The following is a 15,629-nucleotide window of genomic DNA, read 5'->3' as shown; positions in this document are numbered from 1 at the left end:
CTCCAACTATCGATTCACGCCTTAAACGCGACGTTTCTTAGGCGGACGACAACCGTTGTGAGGAATCGGTGTCACATCGGTAATATTTGTGATTTTGTAACCAACGGCGTTCAGGGCACGAATCGATGATTCACGACCTGGGCCTGGACCATTCACAAATACTTCCAGGTTTTTCAGTCCGTATTCCTTCGCCATTTCACCTGCACGTTCTGCTGCAACCTGTGCTGCAAACGGCGTTGATTTCCGTGAACCACGGAAGCCTGATCCACCTGCGGTAGCCCACGCTAATGCGTTACCCTGGCGATCAGTAATGGTGATGATGGTGTTGTTGAAAGATGCATGCACGTGAGCCATGCCATCGGCGACTTGCTTTTTAACGCGCTTGCGAGAACGAGTCGGTGCTTTAGCCATTACTCAATCCCCCCTTACTTCTTAATTGGTTTGCGCGGTCCTTTACGGGTGCGCGCATTTGTTTTAGTGCGCTGTCCACGTAGAGGAAGGCTGCGACGATGACGAAGTCCACGGAAACACCCGAGGTCCATCAAACGTTTAATGTTCATAGATACTTCACGACGCAAGTCACCTTCGACTGCGAATTTTGACACTGCGTCACGAAGCGCGTCCAGTTTGTCTTCTGACAATGAACCAATCGTAGTATCTTCAGCAATACCCGTTGCAGCTAAAATTTGCTGCGAGCGAGTACGCCCAATACCATAGATAGCAGTTAAGGCAATAACTGCATGTTTATTGTCAGGAACGTTAATGCCAGCGATACGGGCCACTAACACGTCTCCTTTAATTTGTAGGCATCAGTTGAAAAGCCCGTTAGGATACTCAACCGATTGCCGAATTGCAAATACTTCAAGGCGGCGACATGAAGCCGCCGACCTTTCCTTCGAATCAACCTTGTCGTTGTTTGTGCTTTGCATCAGAGCAAATAACGCGTACTACGCCATTACGCTTGATGATTTTACAGTTACGACAGATTTTCTTCACGGAAGCACGAACTTTCATTGCTACTCTCCGTTCTACCCAACCTTATCGACCGTAGCCTTTAAGGTTAGCTTTTTTAAGCACAGAGTCATATTGATTAGACATCATATGAGTCTGTACCTGTGCCATAAAGTCCATGATGACAACCACGATAATCAATAACGATGTACCGCCGAAGTAGAACTGAACGTTCCAAGCAATCATCATAAACTCAGGAACCAAACAGACAAAGGTAATGTACAGAGCACCTGCTAAAGTCAAGCGAGTCATTACTTTGTCAATATAACGCGACGTTTGTTCACCTGGGCGAATGCCCGGAATGAAAGCGCCGGATTTCTTCAAATTGTCTGCTGTCTCACGCGGGTTAAATACCAACGCAGTGTAGAAGAAACAGAAGAAAATAATTGCAGCCGCATACAATAGCACATAAAGCGGCTGACCGGGAGACAATGTCATTGAGACTTGTTGTAAAAAGTCAGCAACAACTCCTTCGCCTGAACCAAACCAGGTAGCGATGGTTCCCGGAAACAAAATAATACTCGATGCAAAGATTGGAGGTATAACGCCAGCCATGTTTACTTTCAATGGCAAATGCGTACTTTGAGCTGCAAATACCTTACGACCCTGTTGACGTTTTGCGTAGTTGACAACAATACGACGTTGACCACGCTCGACGAAAACAACAAAGTAAGTCACTGCAACAACAACAACACCAATCAATAACAGTAGTAACAAGTGTAAATCGCCTTGGCGTGCTTGCTCAAATGTTTGACCAATCGCCGATGGCAACCCTGCTACAATACCCACAAATATCAGGATAGAGATACCGTTACCAATACCTCGTTCAGTAATTTGCTCGCCTAGCCACATAAGGAACATTGTTCCAGTAACCAAGCTTACTACAGCTGTAAAGTAAAAGCCGAAACCAGGATCGATAACTAACCCTGGCATTAAGTTAGGTAAGCCAGTAGCTATACCTATCGACTGGAACGTAGCCAGTATTAAAGTACCCCAACGCGTATACTGGTTTATCTTACGACGACCAGACTCACCTTCTTTCTTAATTTCAGCTAAGCGAGGATGAACCACACTTGCAAGCTGCATAATAATTGAAGCCGAGATATACGGCATGATACCTAATGCAAATACTGATGCGCGTTCTAAGGCACCACCGCTGAACATGTTAAACATGGCAACGATGGTATCTTTTTGCTGTTCGAATAACTGAGCGAGTACAGCGGCATCAATACCAGGAATAGGCACAAAGGAGCCCGCTCGGAAAACGATAATCGCTCCTAACACAAACAACAGGCGACGCTTAAGTTCCGACAAGCCACCTTGCGCTCGATTTGATTCCAATCCTGGTTTAGCCATTTGCTCTATCCTTCGATTTTTCCGCCAGCAGCTTCAATAGCTTCGCGAGCGCCTTTGGTGACTTTAAGACCTTTAACAGTCACTTTACGACTAATTTCGCCTGACTTAATGACTTTAGCAGCCAAAATGTTCTTACGAATTAGTCCCGCAGCTTTTAACGTTGCTAAATCTACAACATCACCTTCGACTTTCGCGATTTCTGCCAAGTTCAATTCCGCAGTGGTCATAGCCTTGCGAGAAGTGAAACCAAATTTAGGCAGACGACGCTGGATTGGCATTTGACCGCCTTCGAAACCTGGTTTCACGCTGCCACCAGAGCGAGATTTCTGCCCTTTGTGACCACGACCACCGGTTTTACCCAGACCTGATCCAATACCGCGTCCAACGCGCTTTTTGCTGCTTTTTGCACCAGGTGCGGGAGAAAGATTATTTAATTCCATCGTTTATCCCTCCACCTTAATCATGTAATTTACTTGGTTCACCATACCGCGGACTGCAGCAGTGTCTTCCAACTCTACTGTGTGACCAATGCGGCGGAGACCCAAGCCACGTAGTGTAGCTTTATGCTTCGGTAAACGACCGATAGAGCTACGCGTCTGTGTTACTTTGATTGTCTTTTTCGCCATTGTTCACTACCCCAGTATCTCTTCAACGCGCAATCCACGCTTAGCCGCTACTTGTTCTGGCGACTTCATGTCGTTCAGAGCCTTAATAGTGGCACGAACAACGTTGATTGGGTTGGTTGAACCATATGCTTTTGACAGCACGTTATGAACACCTGCAACTTCTAGTACTGCACGCATCGCACCACCGGCGATGATACCCGTACCTTCAGACGCAGGCTGCATGTATACTTGTGAACCTGAGTGACGTCCTTTAACAGGATGCTGTAAAGTTTCGCCTTTCAGTTGAACGGTAACCATATTGCGACGTGCTTTTTCCATTGCTTTTTGAATAGCAGCAGGAACTTCACGCGCTTTACCATAACCAAAACCGATTTTTCCTTTACCGTCGCCAACTACAGTCAGTGCAGTGAAGCTAAAGATACGACCACCTTTAACAACTTTTGCTACACGGTTAACTGTAATCAACTTTTCAATCAGTTCACCATTTTGAGCTTCTACATTTGCCATGTTCGTCTCCTAGAACTGAAGTCCGGCTTCACGAGCTGCGTCAGCCAAAGCTGCTACGCGACCGTGGTATTTGAAACCACTACGATCAAAAGAAACGCTTTTAACGCCTTTTTCAATCGCTCGTTCAGCGATAGTTTTGCCCACGACTTTAGCTGCGTCTACGTTACCCGTAGATTTAAGCCCTTCGCGAACACTTTTCTCTGCAGTCGATGCGGCTGCCAGCACTTCAGAACCGTTAGGTGCGATCAACTGTGCGTAAATATGCCGTGGTGTACGGTGAACGACCAGGCGATTTGCACCCAACTCTTCAATTTGTTTACGTGCGCGAGTAGCACGACGTAAGCGAGCTGCTTTCTTGTCCATCGTATTACCCTACTTTTTCTTGGCTTCTTTACGGCGCACTTGCTCGTCAGCATAACGTACACCTTTACCTTTGTAAGGCTCTGGCTTACGGTATGCGCGAATGTTAGCGGCAACTTGACCAACTAACTGCTTATCTGCACCTTTAACGACGACTTCAGTCTGAGTCGGAGTTTCGATAGTAATTCCTTCAGGAATTTCGAACTCCACAGGATGCGAGAAGCCTAGTGTCAGGTTCAGTTTTTTACCTTGTGCTTGCGCACGGTAACCAACACCCATCAACTGTAACTTACGTTCGAATCCTTTAGTGACTCCGACCACCATGTTTTGCAACAATGCGCGAGCTGTACCAGCTTGAGCGGTTGAATTAGCAACACCCTCACGAGGGTTAGTGCGTAATTCACTCTCTTCTTTTACCAGTTCAACTGCATCGTTAACAACACGACTCAGTGAGCCTTGAGCACCTTTAATCGTGACTTCCTGGCCATTTAGCGTAACTTCAACGCCAGCAGGAATTTCAATAGGTGCTTTAGCAACACGTGACATTTCCTACCTCCTAATTACGCTACGTAACCAATGATTTCGCCACCAAGACCAGCTTGGCGAGCGGCACGATCGGTCATCAGGCCTTTAGACGTCGAAACAACTGCGATGCCAAGGCCACCCATTACGTTAGGCAGCTCGTTGCGCTTCTTATAGATGCGCAAACCAGGGCGACTAACGCGCTCGATTGATTCAATTACTGGCTTGCCTTCGAAATACTTCAATTCGATTTCAAGCTCAGGTTTAGCAGTGCTCTCAGCGCTGTAACCCGTAATAAAACCTTCTTCTTTCAGAACTTCAGCAATCGCCACTTTCTGCTTAGAAGACGGCATTTTTACCGTTACTTTATTAGCACCTTGAGCGTTGCGAATGCGTGTGAACATATCCGCAATTGGATCTTGCATGCTCATATTTGCTTTCTCCCGTGATTCGTGGCTTACCAGCTAGCTTTTTTCAAGCCAGGAATTTCACCGCGCATCGCCATCTCACGGACCTTAATACGGCTCATGCCGAATTTACGAAGGAAACCATGAGGACGACCAGTTATACGACAACGGTTACGTTGACGTGACGGACTGGCATCACGTGGGAGCTTCTGCAATTTCAGAACTGCTTCCCAACGCTCTTCGTCTGATGCATTTACGTCATTAATGACCGCTTTCAGTGCGTTGCGTTTTTCTGCGTATTTTGAAGCGATTTTAGCTCGCTTCACGTCACGCGCTTTCATTGACTGTTTTGCCATAACTCTACACCTTACTTTCTGAACGGGAAGTTAAAGGCAGCTAGCAAAGCACGAGCTTCGTCATCTGTGCCAGCATTAGTGGTAATGGTGATATCCAGACCACGTACCTTGTCGACTTTGTCATAGTCGATTTCCGGAAAGATGATCTGCTCACGAACACCCATGCTGTAGTTACCACGACCGTCAAACGATTTAGGGTTGAGGCCACGGAAGTCACGGATACGTGGGATTGCAATCGAGATTAAACGTTGCAAAAAGTCCCACATGCGCTCGCCGCGCAGAGTTACTTTACAGCCAATCGGGAAGCCTTCACGGACTTTGAAGCCGGCGACAGACTTGCGTGCAACAGTACGAACAGGCTTTTGACCAGAAATGGCCTCTAAGTCTGCGACTGCATTATCAAGTACTTTTTTGTCAGCCAGAGCTTCACCAACACCCATGTTAAGGGTGATTTTTTCAATCCGAGGGACTTGCATGACGCTGTTGTAGCTGAACTCTTTCATCAGTCCAGGAACTACCGATTCTCTATAAAAATCATGCAGTTTCGCCATCGTAAAACTCCAAGTTTGAATTAAATGATTGCGTTGTTCGATTTGAAGAAACGGACTTTTTTGCCGTCTTCAACACGAAAACCAACACGATCTGCTTTACCTGTCTCTGGATTAAAGATCGCAACGTTAGAAACATGAATTGGTGCTTCTTGTTCTACGATGCCGCCAGCTTCACCTAAAGCCGGATTTGGCTTCTGGTGTTTCTTGACTACGTTAACGCCTTCGACGATAACGCGATCTTTATCAGTAAGAACTTTCAGGACTTTGCCTTGCTTGCCCTTGTCCTTACCTGCCAGGACGACTACTTCGTCATCACGTTTAATTTTTGCCGCCATAATTGACTCCTTATAGTACTTCTGGTGCCAGCGAGATAATCTTCATAAACTGCTCTGAACGCAGCTCACGAGTTACCGGACCGAAGATACGAGTGCCAATGGGCTGTTGGTTGCTGTTCAACAACACAGCCGCGTTGCGGTCAAAACGGATGACCGACCCGTCTTGACGACGGACGCCTTTTCTGGTGCGAACGACCACCGCATTCACAACATCACCTTTCTTCACCTTACCGCGCGGAATTGCTTCCTTGACAGTAACTTTGATGATATCGCCGATGTTTGCGTAGCGACGGTGCGAACCACCTAGAACCTTAATACATTGTACGCTGCGCGCGCCGGAGTTATCGGCAACGTCCAGGGTAGTTTGCATTTGGATCATTTCAGTGCCCCGCTTAGTTAAAAAAACAGACCCTCTCGGGTCGTGCTGCCTTTGGTTTTTCCCTTATAAAAAGGGCGGCGAATTGTAACAGATAAAAATTAGATGTGGTAGGGCAATCTCACTTTTTTTCGTAAGACTGGATGAACAACGGATTATAACAGACGAGATTATATTGGCAGTCATCCGTTAGAATGGTAAATTCGTATATCGTTTACAGTTAATTTTCATTTAGTTAGTGGCTACAAAAGCGTTAGCAATGAGACAACGGATGAGCCTATGAATTTAGTCATTATCATCATGGCGCCACTATTTGGTGCATTACTACCTTTATTACTAAAACAAACGCCACGACTGATAAAAACCGGCGTCACACTGCTTATACCACTAACTGGCATAGCTATATTACTCAGCTATGCGCCACAGACTTTATCCGGAGATACTCCTAAACACTTTATAGAGTGGCTACCGTCTATTGGTCTCGACTTTGCTATTCGCCTCGACGGTCTCTCTCTTTTATTTTGTTCGTTGATACTAGGTATCGGTGTCCTTATTATTGGTTATGCCCACTATTACCTATCTTACGAAGACGACGACTCAAGATTCTATGCCTGCTTACTCCTTTTTATGGCTTCAATGCTCGGCATTGTCATGGCAGACAATATTTTGCTTATGTGGGCGTTTTGGGAACTGACCAGTATTTCTTCATTTCTCCTTATCGGCTATTGGTTTCACAGCAGCGATGCCCGCCGCGGTGCCCGCATGGCACTTGCAACAACAGGGGCTGGCGGACTGGCTCTGCTAGCCGGCTTGCTAATTATCGGGAATATTGCAGGAAGCTACCAATTTGACGATATCGTTGCCTCAGCAGAGGTTATAAAAAATCACGAATACTATACCGCGGCTCTTGTTCTTTTATTGCTGGGTGCCTTCACTAAGTCAGCACAGTTTCCATTCCAGTTCTGGTTGCCACACGCAATGGCAGCGCCAACGCCTGTCAGTGCGTACTTACACTCTGCTACCATGGTAAAAGCGGGTATATTTCTATTGGCAAGGTTCCACCCGGTCATGGCAGGCACAGAACTTTGGCTGACCATTGTTACCGTTACCGGGCTAATCACCATGTTAGTAGGCGCTTACTTTGCGTTACTTAAACATGATTTAAAGGGTTTGCTTGCATTTTCGACAGTCAGTCACCTTGGGTTAATTTGTATGCTGTTGGGCATCGGCACCCAAGCAGCCGTTATTGCGGCAATGTTTCATATTATTAACCACGCCTGCTTTAAAGCTGCATTATTTATGACGGCGGGTATTATTGATCATGAGTCAGGTACCCGTGATATGCGAAAGCTCCAGGGGTTAATGGGGCTCATGCCTTTAACAGCAACATTAGCTATGGTCGTCGCCGCTTCTATGGCGGGCATTCCGCCATTTAATGGTTTTATATCGAAAGAATTATTCCTTGACCAAACAGCACAGCAACATTTATTCGGTGGCCTCTCGTGGTTTATTCCTGTGTTAGCTACGGTTGGTGCTGCGCTTTCTGTCGCTTATTCTATTCGCTTTATTCACGATGTGTTTTTTAACGGTGAATATAAGGAGCTGCCGAAACAACCTCATGACCCTCCGCGAATGATGTCAGCGCCGGTTGCTTTATTAGCTCTACTTTGTATTGTCATCGGTCTTGCACCTATGCCAATAGTGTCGGAGATTTTAAACTCTGCCGTTACTGCCGTGACCCACTCACAAACAGAAGTTAAATTGTCTCTGTGGCATGGCTTTAATATTCCGTTACTAATGAGCGCAATAGCCGTTGTAGCGGGTATACTCATATATATTGCCCGAGACCAACTGTTTACTTTTAACAGACAGTTTGACGGCCAGGACGCAAAACATAACTTCGAACGACTGGTCCAAAAAGCCAGTGACGCTTCATCACGACTGTTCGACAAGCTAGATACCGGATCTTTACAGCGTTATATGGCGTTTGTCTTGATAAGTGTCATTGTCATATTACTGCCTTCGCTTATCGATATTAGTGCCATCACAGGAAGCTCTCCACAACAATCCATTGATACCGTTTCTATGGTTGGGGCCATCGTGTTAATTGGAGCTGCTTTTGGCACTGCAACACTACACCGCAACCGTTTTGTAATGCTAATGATGCTTTCTGTTGTGGGCTTGATGGTCTCTTTAGCATTTGCTCATTTTTCTGCGCCCGATTTAGCCATGACTCAATTAGTGGTCGAAGTTGTCAGCATTATTTTAATGATTCTGGCACTCTTTTTTATGCCACAGAAAACTAACCGGGCATCAAGTGGCCACCGAGTCTTTCGCGATATTATAATTGCGAGCTTTATTGGTGGAATTGTAGCAACCTTAAATTTCGCCATTCTAACCACACCGGCAGAATCAATTTCTGATTTCTTTATTGCTAACGCAAAAACCGGCGGTGGCGGCACCAATGTTGTAAACATTATTCTGGTCGACTTTCGTGGCTTTGATACATTAGGCGAGATAACGGTTTTAGCCATTGCTGCGGCAGGGATACATAAGCTACTTAATAAGCTTAAACCCTTTATGCCATCCAGCGATGTCGACGGCCGTCCATGGCATAGAATAAAGCACCCGCTCATGCTCACTAACGTCGCTAATTTGGTCTTACCCATGGCGATGGTCGTTGCAGCTTATATTTTCCTGCGTGGCCACAACTTGCCGGGTGGTGGCTTTATTGCCGGGCTTATCGCAGCGTCAGCCATGATTCTTCAGTATGTGGCAAACGGCGTTGACTGGGTCAAAGAGCGATTCAATGTAAATTACCAGTCGCTTATGTCTATAGGTGTCATGATTGCCGCCTTAACAGGTCTTGGAAGCTGGCTCTTTAACAAGCCATTTCTCACCAGCTGGTTTACATATTTAGACTGGCCTGTCGTTGGTAAGTGGGAGTTTGCAACGGCACTGCTATTCGACTTAGGCGTATTCCTCACCGTTATAGGTGCCACCATGATGATTCTCAGTAATTTTGGCAAAATGACGACACGCCATCGTCCAACTCACGAGGGCAACTAATGGAAACGTTATATTCAGTCACCGTCGGCATTCTTACAGCCTGTAGCGTCTTTCTTATTCTCAGAGGACGTTCTTTTCCTGTCGTGGTAGGAATTACTATGCTGTCTTACGCCGTTAACTTATTTCTATTTTCCACCGGCCGTTTAACCATAGATGGCGCTCCTATATTAGGCACATCTGACTCTTACGCAGATCCGTTGCCACAAGCGCTTGTTTTGACCGCCATTGTAATAGGTTTCGCAATGACTGCTTATTCCATTATTTTAGCCGTAAGAACGCGGGGCGAAGTCGGTACAGACGAAGTCAGTGACAGTAACTCGGAGGATAACCGCTGATGTGGCAGCAACACCTAGCGATACTCCCAATTCTTATTCCGTTATTTACTGCGTTACTGCAGTTGTTACCATGGGGTGACCGACCACAACCTAAACGGCGTGCGATTGGTCTTGCAGCAAGTATACTGACGCTTGTGGCAAGTGCGTTCCTGCTCATTGAAGTAAATTCACAAGAAATGTTGGTGTACTTGCTGGGTAACTGGGAGGCGCCCTTTGGCATCGTTCTTATGGTCGATAAGCTCAGTGCCATGATGATGCTGCTTACTGCCGTACTTGCATTTCCTGTGCTCGTTTACGGCTGCTATTCGGAAGATAATCTTGGCTCGCATTTCCATGCGCTGTTTCAGTTTCAAATTATGGGTATTATGGGGGCTTTCGCAACAGGCGACTTATTTAACCTGTTTGTTTTCTTCGAGGTGTTACTCATCTCCTCCTATGCCCTACTTATGCACGGCGGCGGTAAGTTTCGTGTAAGAGCTACCTTACACTACGTCTTGTTGAACCTTTTAGGCTCTGCACTTTTCTTAATCGCTATTGGCACCTTATATGGTGTAACCGGCACTCTGAACATGGCCGACATGGCTGTTAAAATACAAGCGTTAAGTGGCGATCAGGCCATGCTCGCAAAAGCCGGTGCTCTTATGTTGCTTATTGTGTTTGGGTTAAAAGCCGCGTTGCTGCCACTCCATTTTTGGCTACCTCAGGCATACTCAACAACCAGTGGTGTCGTTGCAGCTCTGTTTGCAATAATGACGAAAGTCGGGGTTTACTCAATAATTCGTGTCTATACGTTGATATTTGGTGCTGATGCCAACGAGCTAGCCCTTGTTGCCCACGACTGGTTATGGGTGATGGGGCTACTGACAATGTTAGCGGGCGCCTTAGGAATTCTAGCTGCACGCGACTTGCGCTTAATGGTCGCTTATTTGGTGGTTATCTCTGTGGGCACCATCTTAACGGCTTATAGCCTATTCTCCACTCAAACAACTGGTGCTGCACTTTTTTATCTAGTGCACTCAACATTTGTCACTGGTGCACTGTTCTTGCTTGCTGATGTTATGGCATTTGAAAGAGGCAAAACCGCTTCTCGCATCGTGTCAGGCAAACGAATGGCGAACCATTCAACCTATGCCGTTATGTTTCTGGTTGCGGCCGTTGCCGTTATCGGGCTTCCACCACTTTCTGGCTTTGTCAGTAAATTGATGATTCTGGAGTCGGCTAGTGCGAACGGACATAACTTTTGGTTATGGGCTGCCATTATAGGCGCCACTTTCATTATGCTGGTGGCCGTTACTCGAGCAGGCAGCAAAATGATTTGGCACACTTTGTCGGGTAAGCCGTCTGAACAGTCTGCTCCGCTAGGCAAACGCGCTGCGTTAGCCAGTCTGTTATTATTGTCGTTACTAATGACCGTATTCGCACACCCAATACAGCAATATACTCAGTCTGTTGCTGAGCAGCTCGAGCGTACGGAAGACTATCCTAAATGGGTTTTAAAAGCACCGGAGGTGTCAGATGAATAAACTGTTACCGGCACCTATGTTAAGCCTTTTCTTGCTGATTATTTGGCTTTTATTGTTTAACTCAGTAAGCCCGGGCGTTTTCTTACTTGGGATAATCTTCGCTTTGTTTATTCCCATTTTATTCAAACCAGCTTGGCCAAACTTCGCAAAAGTGAAGAAACCGCACCTTGCTGTTGTTTATTTCTTTATTCTGCTCTACGACATTATTATTGCCAACTTTAAAGTCGCAGTACTTATTGTCGGCAAACGGCGCTCTATCAAACCCGCTTTTTTTGTATTTCCACTGGATATGAAGGAAGAGCTACCGGTGACTATTCTCGCCAGTACCATAACGCTGACGCCAGGTACGGTTTCTTGTGAAATCACTCGTGGGAGAAAAGGCATTTTGATACACGCTTTTTCGGAGGAAGACCCCAATGAGGTAATTGAAACTATCCGTCACCGCTACGAGCGCAGATTAAAGGAGATATTCCAATGTTAGGTACATTACTGCAAATTGCTTTTTTGCTGTTTAGCCTGGCTATACTGATGAATTTCTGGCGACTCGTGAAAGGGCCTGATCTGCCGGATAGAATTCTGGCGCTAGATACCATTTACATAAATTCTCTGGCATTACTTTTATTGCTTGGGCTTTATCAGAATACTCAAACCTATTTCGAAGCCGCACTGCTCATTGCGATGTTTGGCTTTGTTGGCACTATTGCCGCAGGTAAATTTCTCCTACGCGGCGACCTCATCGAATAAAGGGCTCACATTATGGATGCATTAAACGAATTACCCGTATGGAGTCAGTGGCTGGTTGGATTCTTTATCTTACTAGGCGCAATCTTTGCGTTTATCGGCTCTTTAGGACTCGCGGTTCTGCCTGACTTCTTTACCCGACTTCATGCGCCAACAAAAAATACAACCTTGGGTATTGGTGGTATTGTTATCGCAACAATTATTGTAATGAGCCTGCAAAATGGACCGTCTTTGAGTGAGCTACTCATTGCTATCTTTCTATTCTTAACCGCACCTATTAGCGCTCATATAATGGCCAAAGCGGCTTTACATACAGAACTTAAGATGTTCCATAAAACCAGAGATTTTCGCAAAGAAGGTGATGCTTACGAGCATGAAAAAACCGACTCCTGAGAGTCGGTTTTTAATTTCTTCAAGTAGATTTCTTTTAGAAGTAATAACCAAAGTTGATATTAAAGCGGTTATTAACCTCACCACCATCGGTTGCAATGTTACCACCTATGAAAGGTTGGTTTTTCGCTCTAACAAAATCGACATAGGTGTAAAAACCGCCACCTGCTGCTACTGCGACACCCAGAACATTCATCCAAGTATCATCTTGATAGCCTGCTTTGTCGGTAATAATGCTATGGTCATTGTAGAATGTCAGGCTGGTAATTGGCCCTATTTCTACCGGTAATGTGTACGCAACGTTACCTGTGTAGATTTTCGCTTCAGTTGGAATTGCGTCGTAGTAGGCATAAGCCCCCATATAAACGCCTGTATTCTCAACCTCTAAGTCATACTCGTAATCGGCATATTGGAGTTGCACATTCCACGGGCCGTTATTGTAGTTACCATGTGCGCCCCATGCGAAGCGGTTACCAACATTTTGGTTTTCAAATTGCTGTAACGCAGAGAAACCGTCAGCAGCACTTCCGGAGTAATAATTGTTACCTTGAGCGGACAAACCGACTTCTAAATTATGATCGTCGCTGAAACTGAAAATATGCGCACCACGCAGCGCATAACTATTACTCTCGCCAATTGGTAGCGCCGGCGTATCATAAGCCCCCTGTCCCGGAGCTCGAACACCTACAGTGTCATAGTTATAACGAGCTGTACGGTCACTGGTAGAGCCATCAACGCCACCCTGCTCATCTGACTTATGATAAGCAATATCGAAGTGCCAGTCGTCACTACGGTAGCGCAAACGAATGCCGTTATCGTGCTCGTCTTCTAAGCCTACGTAGAATGTAGAGTTAAAGAAGTAACTGTGCGAGTTATAAGGCATATTACCGAAAGGTACTTTAACTACACCAACCTGGCCTTGCCAATTGTCGGTAAAGTTATAACCAAACCAAGCGTGCTTAACCACGTCCATATAAGGGAACCAACGGTATTCTGCTGAGAGAATCACGTCACCAATTTCGCCGTCAAAGTTAAGGCGGAAAATATCAAAGTCTAAGTCACCGCCCCTGTTTTCATTACCTGAGTTGTAGTCGTTGTATTCATATTGAAAACGCACCGCACCATGAATTTTAATAGGCCAGTTTTCGTTCTCTTCAGTTTTCTTCTCTAATTTATCTAATCGTGCGTGAACACCTGTATCATAGGCAACGGTGCGAGTTTCAGTTTTTTCGTCAACCGTAGCGTCTTCTGAGACCTTTCGTTTCTCTACAACAACGACTTTTTCCTTTTCCTCTTGTTCTTTCTCGGCCAGGCGTTGTTCAAGCTCAGCCAGACGCTCTTTTAAAGCTTGAATCTCATCTTTAACAGACCCTCCGTCTTGCGGAGCCGCAAGCACCGGAGACGCAGCAAGCATGGTAGCTGCGAAAAAAAGACTTTTTGACATACATGTCTCCTTACAGGTAAGGCGTAATGACTACGCAAATTATCTTAAATAATTCTAGTTTAAATTCAGATATTTGTACTCATTAAGTAAAGGTTTAGATCAAAAAAAAGGCCTCCGCAAGGGAGGCCTTTGTATTTTTTACTTCGTTATCTGCGTTTAGACAACAGTTGCACGTTCTACGATTTCAACCAATGTCCAAGATTTATTCTTAGACAGAGGACGACATTCGCGAACAATCACAGTATCGCCCTGTTTAACTTGGTTGTCTTCGTCATGCGCGTGTACTTTAGTTGTACGCGTGATGTACTTCCCGTATACCGGGTGCTTTACACGACGTTCAACAGCTACAGTGATGGTTTTATCCATCTTATCGCTGACAACTTTGCCTTGCAGAGTACGAACACGTTTTTCTTCAGCCATTACGCACCTGCCTTCTCATTTAAGATGGTTTTAACACGTGCGATATTACGACGCACTTGTTTCATCATGTGAGTCTGATTCAGCTGACCAGTTGCCGCCTGCATGCGCAGATTAAACTGCTCACGACGTAGGTTCAGCAATTCTTCTTGCAGCTGCTCAACGGTTTTTTCTTTCAGTTCACTTGCTTTCATCACATTACCGTCCGAGTCACAAAGGTTGTTTTGAAAGGCAGTTTACGTGCCGCTAAGCGGAACGCTTCACGTGCCAACTCTTCAGGAACACCGTCCATTTCATACAGAACGCGACCTGGTTGAATCTGAGCAACCCAGTATTCAACGTTACCTTTACCTTTACCCATACGAACTTCTAAAGGCTTTTTGGTAATAGGCTTGTCTGGGAATACACGGATCCAGATTTTACCTTGACGCTTAACGTGACGAGTCATTGCACGACGGCCTGCTTCGATTTGACGTGCAGTCATACGACCGCGGTCAGTTGCTTTTAAACCGTATGAACCGAAGCTGACTTTGTTACCAGACTGCGCCAGACCACGGTTGCGGCCTGTGTGAACCTTACGGAATTTTGTACGCTTAGGTTGTAACATATCGTCTCTCCTTACTTACGGTTTTTGCCGCGCTTAGGAGCTGGCTTTTCTTCTGTTGGCAGGCCACCTAAAACCTCGCCACGGAAAATCCAGACCTTCACACCGATGATACCGTAAGTGGTGTTCGCTTCTGAAGTCGAGTAATCAATATCCGCACGTAATGTGTGCAGAGGTACACGACCTTCACGATACCACTCAGTACGTGCGATTTCTGCGCCGCCTAAACGACCGCTAACTTCAACTTTGATACCTTTAGCACCTAAGCGAATAGCGTTCTGTACAGCACGCTTCATTGCACGACGGAACATAACACGACGCTCTAACTGACCAGCAATGTTATCAGCAACAAGCTGTGAATCCAGTTCAGGCTTACGTACTTCAGAAATATTGATTTGCGACGGTGCGCCAGTCAATTTCTGAACTTGTTTACGTAGCTTTTCTACGTCTTCGCCTTTTTTACCGATAACAACGCCTGGGCGTGCAGTGTGAATTGTCACACGAACACTTTTCGCAGGACGGTCGATAACGATACGAGATACTGATGCGTTACGCAGTTCTTTTGTCAGGAACTTACGTACCTGATGGTCACTGTGTAGGTTATCAGCAAACTCATTTGTATTCGCATACCAGGTTGCATTCCATGGTCTGGAGATACCTAGGCGAATACCATTAGGATGTACTTTCTGACCCATAATT

The 15,629-nt window shown here is 45.8% G+C and carries 25 protein-coding genes; 6 read left to right on the top strand and 19 right to left on the bottom strand.

Annotated elements, in window-relative coordinates; all coding sequences use genetic code 11:
- Positions 1 to 21: 21 nt before the first annotated feature.
- The 14 genes from rpsK to rplN all read right to left on the bottom strand — a co-directional run bounded on the left by rpsK (position 22) and on the right by rplN (position 6,410).
- On the bottom strand, positions 22 to 411 hold the full coding sequence (gene rpsK, locus UM402_RS03715) for a 30S ribosomal protein S11 (RefSeq protein WP_053954226.1): 390 nt from the start codon (positions 409 to 411) through the stop codon (positions 22 to 24).
- A 14-nt stretch (positions 412 to 425) separates the two neighbouring features.
- On the bottom strand, positions 426 to 782 hold the full coding sequence (gene rpsM, locus UM402_RS03710; RefSeq protein ID WP_053954225.1) for a 30S ribosomal protein S13: 357 nt from the start codon (positions 780 to 782) through the stop codon (positions 426 to 428).
- Between the two features lie 118 nt (positions 783 to 900).
- Positions 901 to 1,014, bottom strand: coding sequence for a 50S ribosomal protein L36 (rpmJ, locus tag UM402_RS03705; protein WP_074668972.1), 114 nt, complete (start codon positions 1,012 to 1,014; stop codon positions 901 to 903).
- Between the two features lie 24 nt (positions 1,015 to 1,038).
- Complete coding sequence (secY, locus tag UM402_RS03700) at positions 1,039 to 2,367, bottom strand: preprotein translocase subunit SecY (RefSeq protein WP_053954224.1); 1,329 nt, start codon at positions 2,365 to 2,367, stop codon at positions 1,039 to 1,041.
- Between the two features lie 5 nt (positions 2,368 to 2,372).
- Complete coding sequence (rplO, locus tag UM402_RS03695; RefSeq protein ID WP_053954223.1) at positions 2,373 to 2,807, bottom strand: 50S ribosomal protein L15; 435 nt, start codon at positions 2,805 to 2,807, stop codon at positions 2,373 to 2,375.
- A gap of 3 nt (positions 2,808 to 2,810) precedes the next feature.
- The gene (rpmD, locus tag UM402_RS03690; RefSeq protein WP_053954222.1) at positions 2,811 to 2,993 is read right to left on the bottom strand and encodes a 50S ribosomal protein L30; all 183 of its coding nucleotides are present in this window, start codon (positions 2,991 to 2,993) and stop codon (positions 2,811 to 2,813) included.
- A 6-nt stretch (positions 2,994 to 2,999) separates the two neighbouring features.
- The gene (rpsE, locus tag UM402_RS03685; protein WP_053954221.1) at positions 3,000 to 3,500 is read right to left on the bottom strand and encodes a 30S ribosomal protein S5; all 501 of its coding nucleotides are present in this window, start codon (positions 3,498 to 3,500) and stop codon (positions 3,000 to 3,002) included.
- Positions 3,501 to 3,509: 9 nt separating this feature from the next.
- The gene (rplR, locus tag UM402_RS03680) at positions 3,510 to 3,863 is read right to left on the bottom strand and encodes a 50S ribosomal protein L18 (RefSeq protein ID WP_053954220.1); all 354 of its coding nucleotides are present in this window, start codon (positions 3,861 to 3,863) and stop codon (positions 3,510 to 3,512) included.
- 9 nt (positions 3,864 to 3,872) lie between these two features.
- Positions 3,873 to 4,406 (bottom strand): 50S ribosomal protein L6, encoded by a 534-nt coding sequence (gene rplF, locus UM402_RS03675; RefSeq protein WP_053954219.1) that lies wholly within the window; start codon positions 4,404 to 4,406, stop codon positions 3,873 to 3,875.
- Positions 4,407 to 4,420: 14 nt separating this feature from the next.
- A complete protein-coding gene (rpsH, locus tag UM402_RS03670) occupies positions 4,421 to 4,813 on the bottom strand; it encodes a 30S ribosomal protein S8 (RefSeq protein ID WP_058576150.1) in 393 nt (130 codons plus the stop codon).
- 26 nt (positions 4,814 to 4,839) lie between these two features.
- Positions 4,840 to 5,145: a 30S ribosomal protein S14 gene (rpsN, locus tag UM402_RS03665; RefSeq protein WP_053954217.1), complete on the bottom strand. Its 306-nt coding sequence runs from the start codon at positions 5,143 to 5,145 to the stop codon at positions 4,840 to 4,842.
- A gap of 11 nt (positions 5,146 to 5,156) precedes the next feature.
- The gene (rplE, locus tag UM402_RS03660) at positions 5,157 to 5,696 is read right to left on the bottom strand and encodes a 50S ribosomal protein L5 (protein ID WP_053954216.1); all 540 of its coding nucleotides are present in this window, start codon (positions 5,694 to 5,696) and stop codon (positions 5,157 to 5,159) included.
- A gap of 20 nt (positions 5,697 to 5,716) precedes the next feature.
- Positions 5,717 to 6,031, bottom strand: coding sequence for a 50S ribosomal protein L24 (rplX, locus tag UM402_RS03655; RefSeq protein WP_058576149.1), 315 nt, complete (start codon positions 6,029 to 6,031; stop codon positions 5,717 to 5,719).
- 10 nt (positions 6,032 to 6,041) lie between these two features.
- A complete protein-coding gene (gene rplN / locus UM402_RS03650) occupies positions 6,042 to 6,410 on the bottom strand; it encodes a 50S ribosomal protein L14 (RefSeq protein ID WP_053954214.1) in 369 nt (122 codons plus the stop codon).
- Positions 6,411 to 6,686: 276 nt separating this feature from the next.
- On the opposite strand from rplN, the gene UM402_RS03645 reads away from it, so the two are divergent.
- Genes UM402_RS03645 through UM402_RS03620 form a run of 6 tightly spaced genes read left to right on the top strand, consistent with a single transcriptional unit; the run spans position 6,687 to position 12,468 of the window.
- Positions 6,687 to 9,476 (top strand): monovalent cation/H+ antiporter subunit A, encoded by a 2,790-nt coding sequence (locus UM402_RS03645; RefSeq protein ID WP_058576148.1) that lies wholly within the window; start codon positions 6,687 to 6,689, stop codon positions 9,474 to 9,476.
- Positions 9,476 to 9,811: a Na+/H+ antiporter subunit C gene (locus UM402_RS03640; RefSeq protein ID WP_058576147.1), complete on the top strand. Its 336-nt coding sequence runs from the start codon at positions 9,476 to 9,478 to the stop codon at positions 9,809 to 9,811. Before UM402_RS03645 ends, UM402_RS03640 begins: the two co-directional genes overlap by 1 nt.
- Entirely contained in the window at positions 9,811 to 11,334 is a 1,524-nt protein-coding gene (locus tag UM402_RS03635; protein ID WP_058576146.1) for a monovalent cation/H+ antiporter subunit D, read from the top strand. Before UM402_RS03640 ends, UM402_RS03635 begins: the two co-directional genes overlap by 1 nt.
- Positions 11,327 to 11,815: a Na+/H+ antiporter subunit E gene (locus UM402_RS03630; protein ID WP_058576145.1), complete on the top strand. Its 489-nt coding sequence runs from the start codon at positions 11,327 to 11,329 to the stop codon at positions 11,813 to 11,815. Before UM402_RS03635 ends, UM402_RS03630 begins: the two co-directional genes overlap by 8 nt.
- Positions 11,809 to 12,078, top strand: coding sequence for a K+/H+ antiporter subunit F (locus UM402_RS03625; protein ID WP_058576144.1), 270 nt, complete (start codon positions 11,809 to 11,811; stop codon positions 12,076 to 12,078). Before UM402_RS03630 ends, UM402_RS03625 begins: the two co-directional genes overlap by 7 nt.
- Positions 12,079 to 12,090: 12 nt before the next feature.
- The gene (locus UM402_RS03620; RefSeq protein ID WP_058576143.1) at positions 12,091 to 12,468 is read left to right on the top strand and encodes a Na+/H+ antiporter subunit G; all 378 of its coding nucleotides are present in this window, start codon (positions 12,091 to 12,093) and stop codon (positions 12,466 to 12,468) included.
- A 34-nt stretch (positions 12,469 to 12,502) separates the two neighbouring features.
- On the opposite strand, the gene UM402_RS03615 is transcribed toward UM402_RS03620, so the two are convergent.
- The 5 genes from UM402_RS03615 to rpsC all read right to left on the bottom strand — a co-directional run bounded on the left by UM402_RS03615 (position 12,503) and on the right by rpsC (position 15,625).
- Positions 12,503 to 13,909 carry a hypothetical protein gene (locus UM402_RS03615; protein ID WP_058576142.1) on the bottom strand — a complete coding sequence of 469 codons (1,407 nt, stop codon included), beginning with the start codon at positions 13,907 to 13,909 and terminating at the stop codon, positions 12,503 to 12,505.
- Between the two features lie 156 nt (positions 13,910 to 14,065).
- A complete protein-coding gene (gene rpsQ / locus UM402_RS03610; protein ID WP_058576141.1) occupies positions 14,066 to 14,329 on the bottom strand; it encodes a 30S ribosomal protein S17 in 264 nt (87 codons plus the stop codon).
- The gene (rpmC, locus tag UM402_RS03605; protein WP_053954206.1) at positions 14,329 to 14,520 is read right to left on the bottom strand and encodes a 50S ribosomal protein L29; all 192 of its coding nucleotides are present in this window, start codon (positions 14,518 to 14,520) and stop codon (positions 14,329 to 14,331) included. The genes rpsQ and rpmC overlap by 1 nt, the downstream gene beginning before the upstream one ends.
- Positions 14,520 to 14,933 carry a 50S ribosomal protein L16 gene (gene rplP / locus UM402_RS03600; protein WP_053954205.1) on the bottom strand — a complete coding sequence of 138 codons (414 nt, stop codon included), beginning with the start codon at positions 14,931 to 14,933 and terminating at the stop codon, positions 14,520 to 14,522. The genes rpmC and rplP overlap by 1 nt, the downstream gene beginning before the upstream one ends.
- Positions 14,934 to 14,944: 11 nt before the next feature.
- Entirely contained in the window at positions 14,945 to 15,625 is a 681-nt protein-coding gene (gene rpsC / locus UM402_RS03595; protein ID WP_053954204.1) for a 30S ribosomal protein S3, read from the bottom strand.
- Positions 15,626 to 15,629: the final 4 nt, after the last annotated feature.

Origin of the sequence: Idiomarina sp. OXR-189 (assembly GCF_034373425.1) — a bacterium.
GTDB classification, from domain to species: domain Bacteria; phylum Pseudomonadota; class Gammaproteobacteria; order Enterobacterales; family Alteromonadaceae; genus Idiomarina; species Idiomarina zobellii.
Note: the sequence above shows the minus strand (reverse complement) of the source record. Positions and strands in the feature narration are given on the sequence as shown.

Excerpts from the sequence above, each read along its gene's own strand:
- rpsQ (WP_058576141.1), bottom strand. The coding sequence starts at position 14,329 with ATGGCTGAAGAAAAACGTGTTCGTACTCTGCAAGGCAAAGTTGTCAGC.
- UM402_RS03620 (WP_058576143.1), top strand. The coding sequence starts at position 12,091 with ATGGATGCATTAAACGAATTACCCGTATGGAGTCAGTGGCTGGTTGGA.
- rpsH (WP_058576150.1), bottom strand. The coding sequence starts at position 4,813 with ATGAGCATGCAAGATCCAATTGCGGATATGTTCACACGCATTCGCAAC.
- rpmC (WP_053954206.1), bottom strand. The coding sequence starts at position 14,520 with ATGAAAGCAAGTGAACTGAAAGAAAAAACCGTTGAGCAGCTGCAAGAA.
- rplF (WP_053954219.1), bottom strand. The coding sequence starts at position 4,406 with ATGTCACGTGTTGCTAAAGCACCTATTGAAATTCCTGCTGGCGTTGAA.
- UM402_RS03640 (WP_058576147.1), top strand. The coding sequence starts at position 9,476 with ATGGAAACGTTATATTCAGTCACCGTCGGCATTCTTACAGCCTGTAGC.
- rplP (WP_053954205.1), bottom strand. The coding sequence starts at position 14,933 with ATGTTACAACCTAAGCGTACAAAATTCCGTAAGGTTCACACAGGCCGC.
- UM402_RS03645 (WP_058576148.1), top strand. The coding sequence starts at position 6,687 with ATGAATTTAGTCATTATCATCATGGCGCCACTATTTGGTGCATTACTA.
- rpsN (WP_053954217.1), bottom strand. The coding sequence starts at position 5,145 with ATGGCAAAACAGTCAATGAAAGCGCGTGACGTGAAGCGAGCTAAAATC.
- rplX (WP_058576149.1), bottom strand. The coding sequence starts at position 6,031 with ATGGCGGCAAAAATTAAACGTGATGACGAAGTAGTCGTCCTGGCAGGT.
- rplO (WP_053954223.1), bottom strand. The coding sequence starts at position 2,807 with ATGGAATTAAATAATCTTTCTCCCGCACCTGGTGCAAAAAGCAGCAAA.
- rpsC (WP_053954204.1), bottom strand. The coding sequence starts at position 15,625 with ATGGGTCAGAAAGTACATCCTAATGGTATTCGCCTAGGTATCTCCAGA.
- UM402_RS03625 (WP_058576144.1), top strand. The coding sequence starts at position 11,809 with ATGTTAGGTACATTACTGCAAATTGCTTTTTTGCTGTTTAGCCTGGCT.
- rpmD (WP_053954222.1), bottom strand. The coding sequence starts at position 2,993 with ATGGCGAAAAAGACAATCAAAGTAACACAGACGCGTAGCTCTATCGGT.
- UM402_RS03630 (WP_058576145.1), top strand. The coding sequence starts at position 11,327 with ATGAATAAACTGTTACCGGCACCTATGTTAAGCCTTTTCTTGCTGATT.
- rplE (WP_053954216.1), bottom strand. The coding sequence starts at position 5,696 with ATGGCGAAACTGCATGATTTTTATAGAGAATCGGTAGTTCCTGGACTG.
- rplR (WP_053954220.1), bottom strand. The coding sequence starts at position 3,863 with ATGGACAAGAAAGCAGCTCGCTTACGTCGTGCTACTCGCGCACGTAAA.
- rpsK (WP_053954226.1), bottom strand. The coding sequence starts at position 411 with ATGGCTAAAGCACCGACTCGTTCTCGCAAGCGCGTTAAAAAGCAAGTC.
- UM402_RS03635 (WP_058576146.1), top strand. The coding sequence starts at position 9,811 with ATGTGGCAGCAACACCTAGCGATACTCCCAATTCTTATTCCGTTATTT.
- secY (WP_053954224.1), bottom strand. The coding sequence starts at position 2,367 with ATGGCTAAACCAGGATTGGAATCAAATCGAGCGCAAGGTGGCTTGTCG.
- rpsE (WP_053954221.1), bottom strand. The coding sequence starts at position 3,500 with ATGGCAAATGTAGAAGCTCAAAATGGTGAACTGATTGAAAAGTTGATT.
- UM402_RS03615 (WP_058576142.1), bottom strand. The coding sequence starts at position 13,909 with ATGTCAAAAAGTCTTTTTTTCGCAGCTACCATGCTTGCTGCGTCTCCG.
- rpmJ (WP_074668972.1), bottom strand. The coding sequence starts at position 1,014 with ATGAAAGTTCGTGCTTCCGTGAAGAAAATCTGTCGTAACTGTAAAATC.
- rplN (WP_053954214.1), bottom strand. The coding sequence starts at position 6,410 with ATGATCCAAATGCAAACTACCCTGGACGTTGCCGATAACTCCGGCGCG.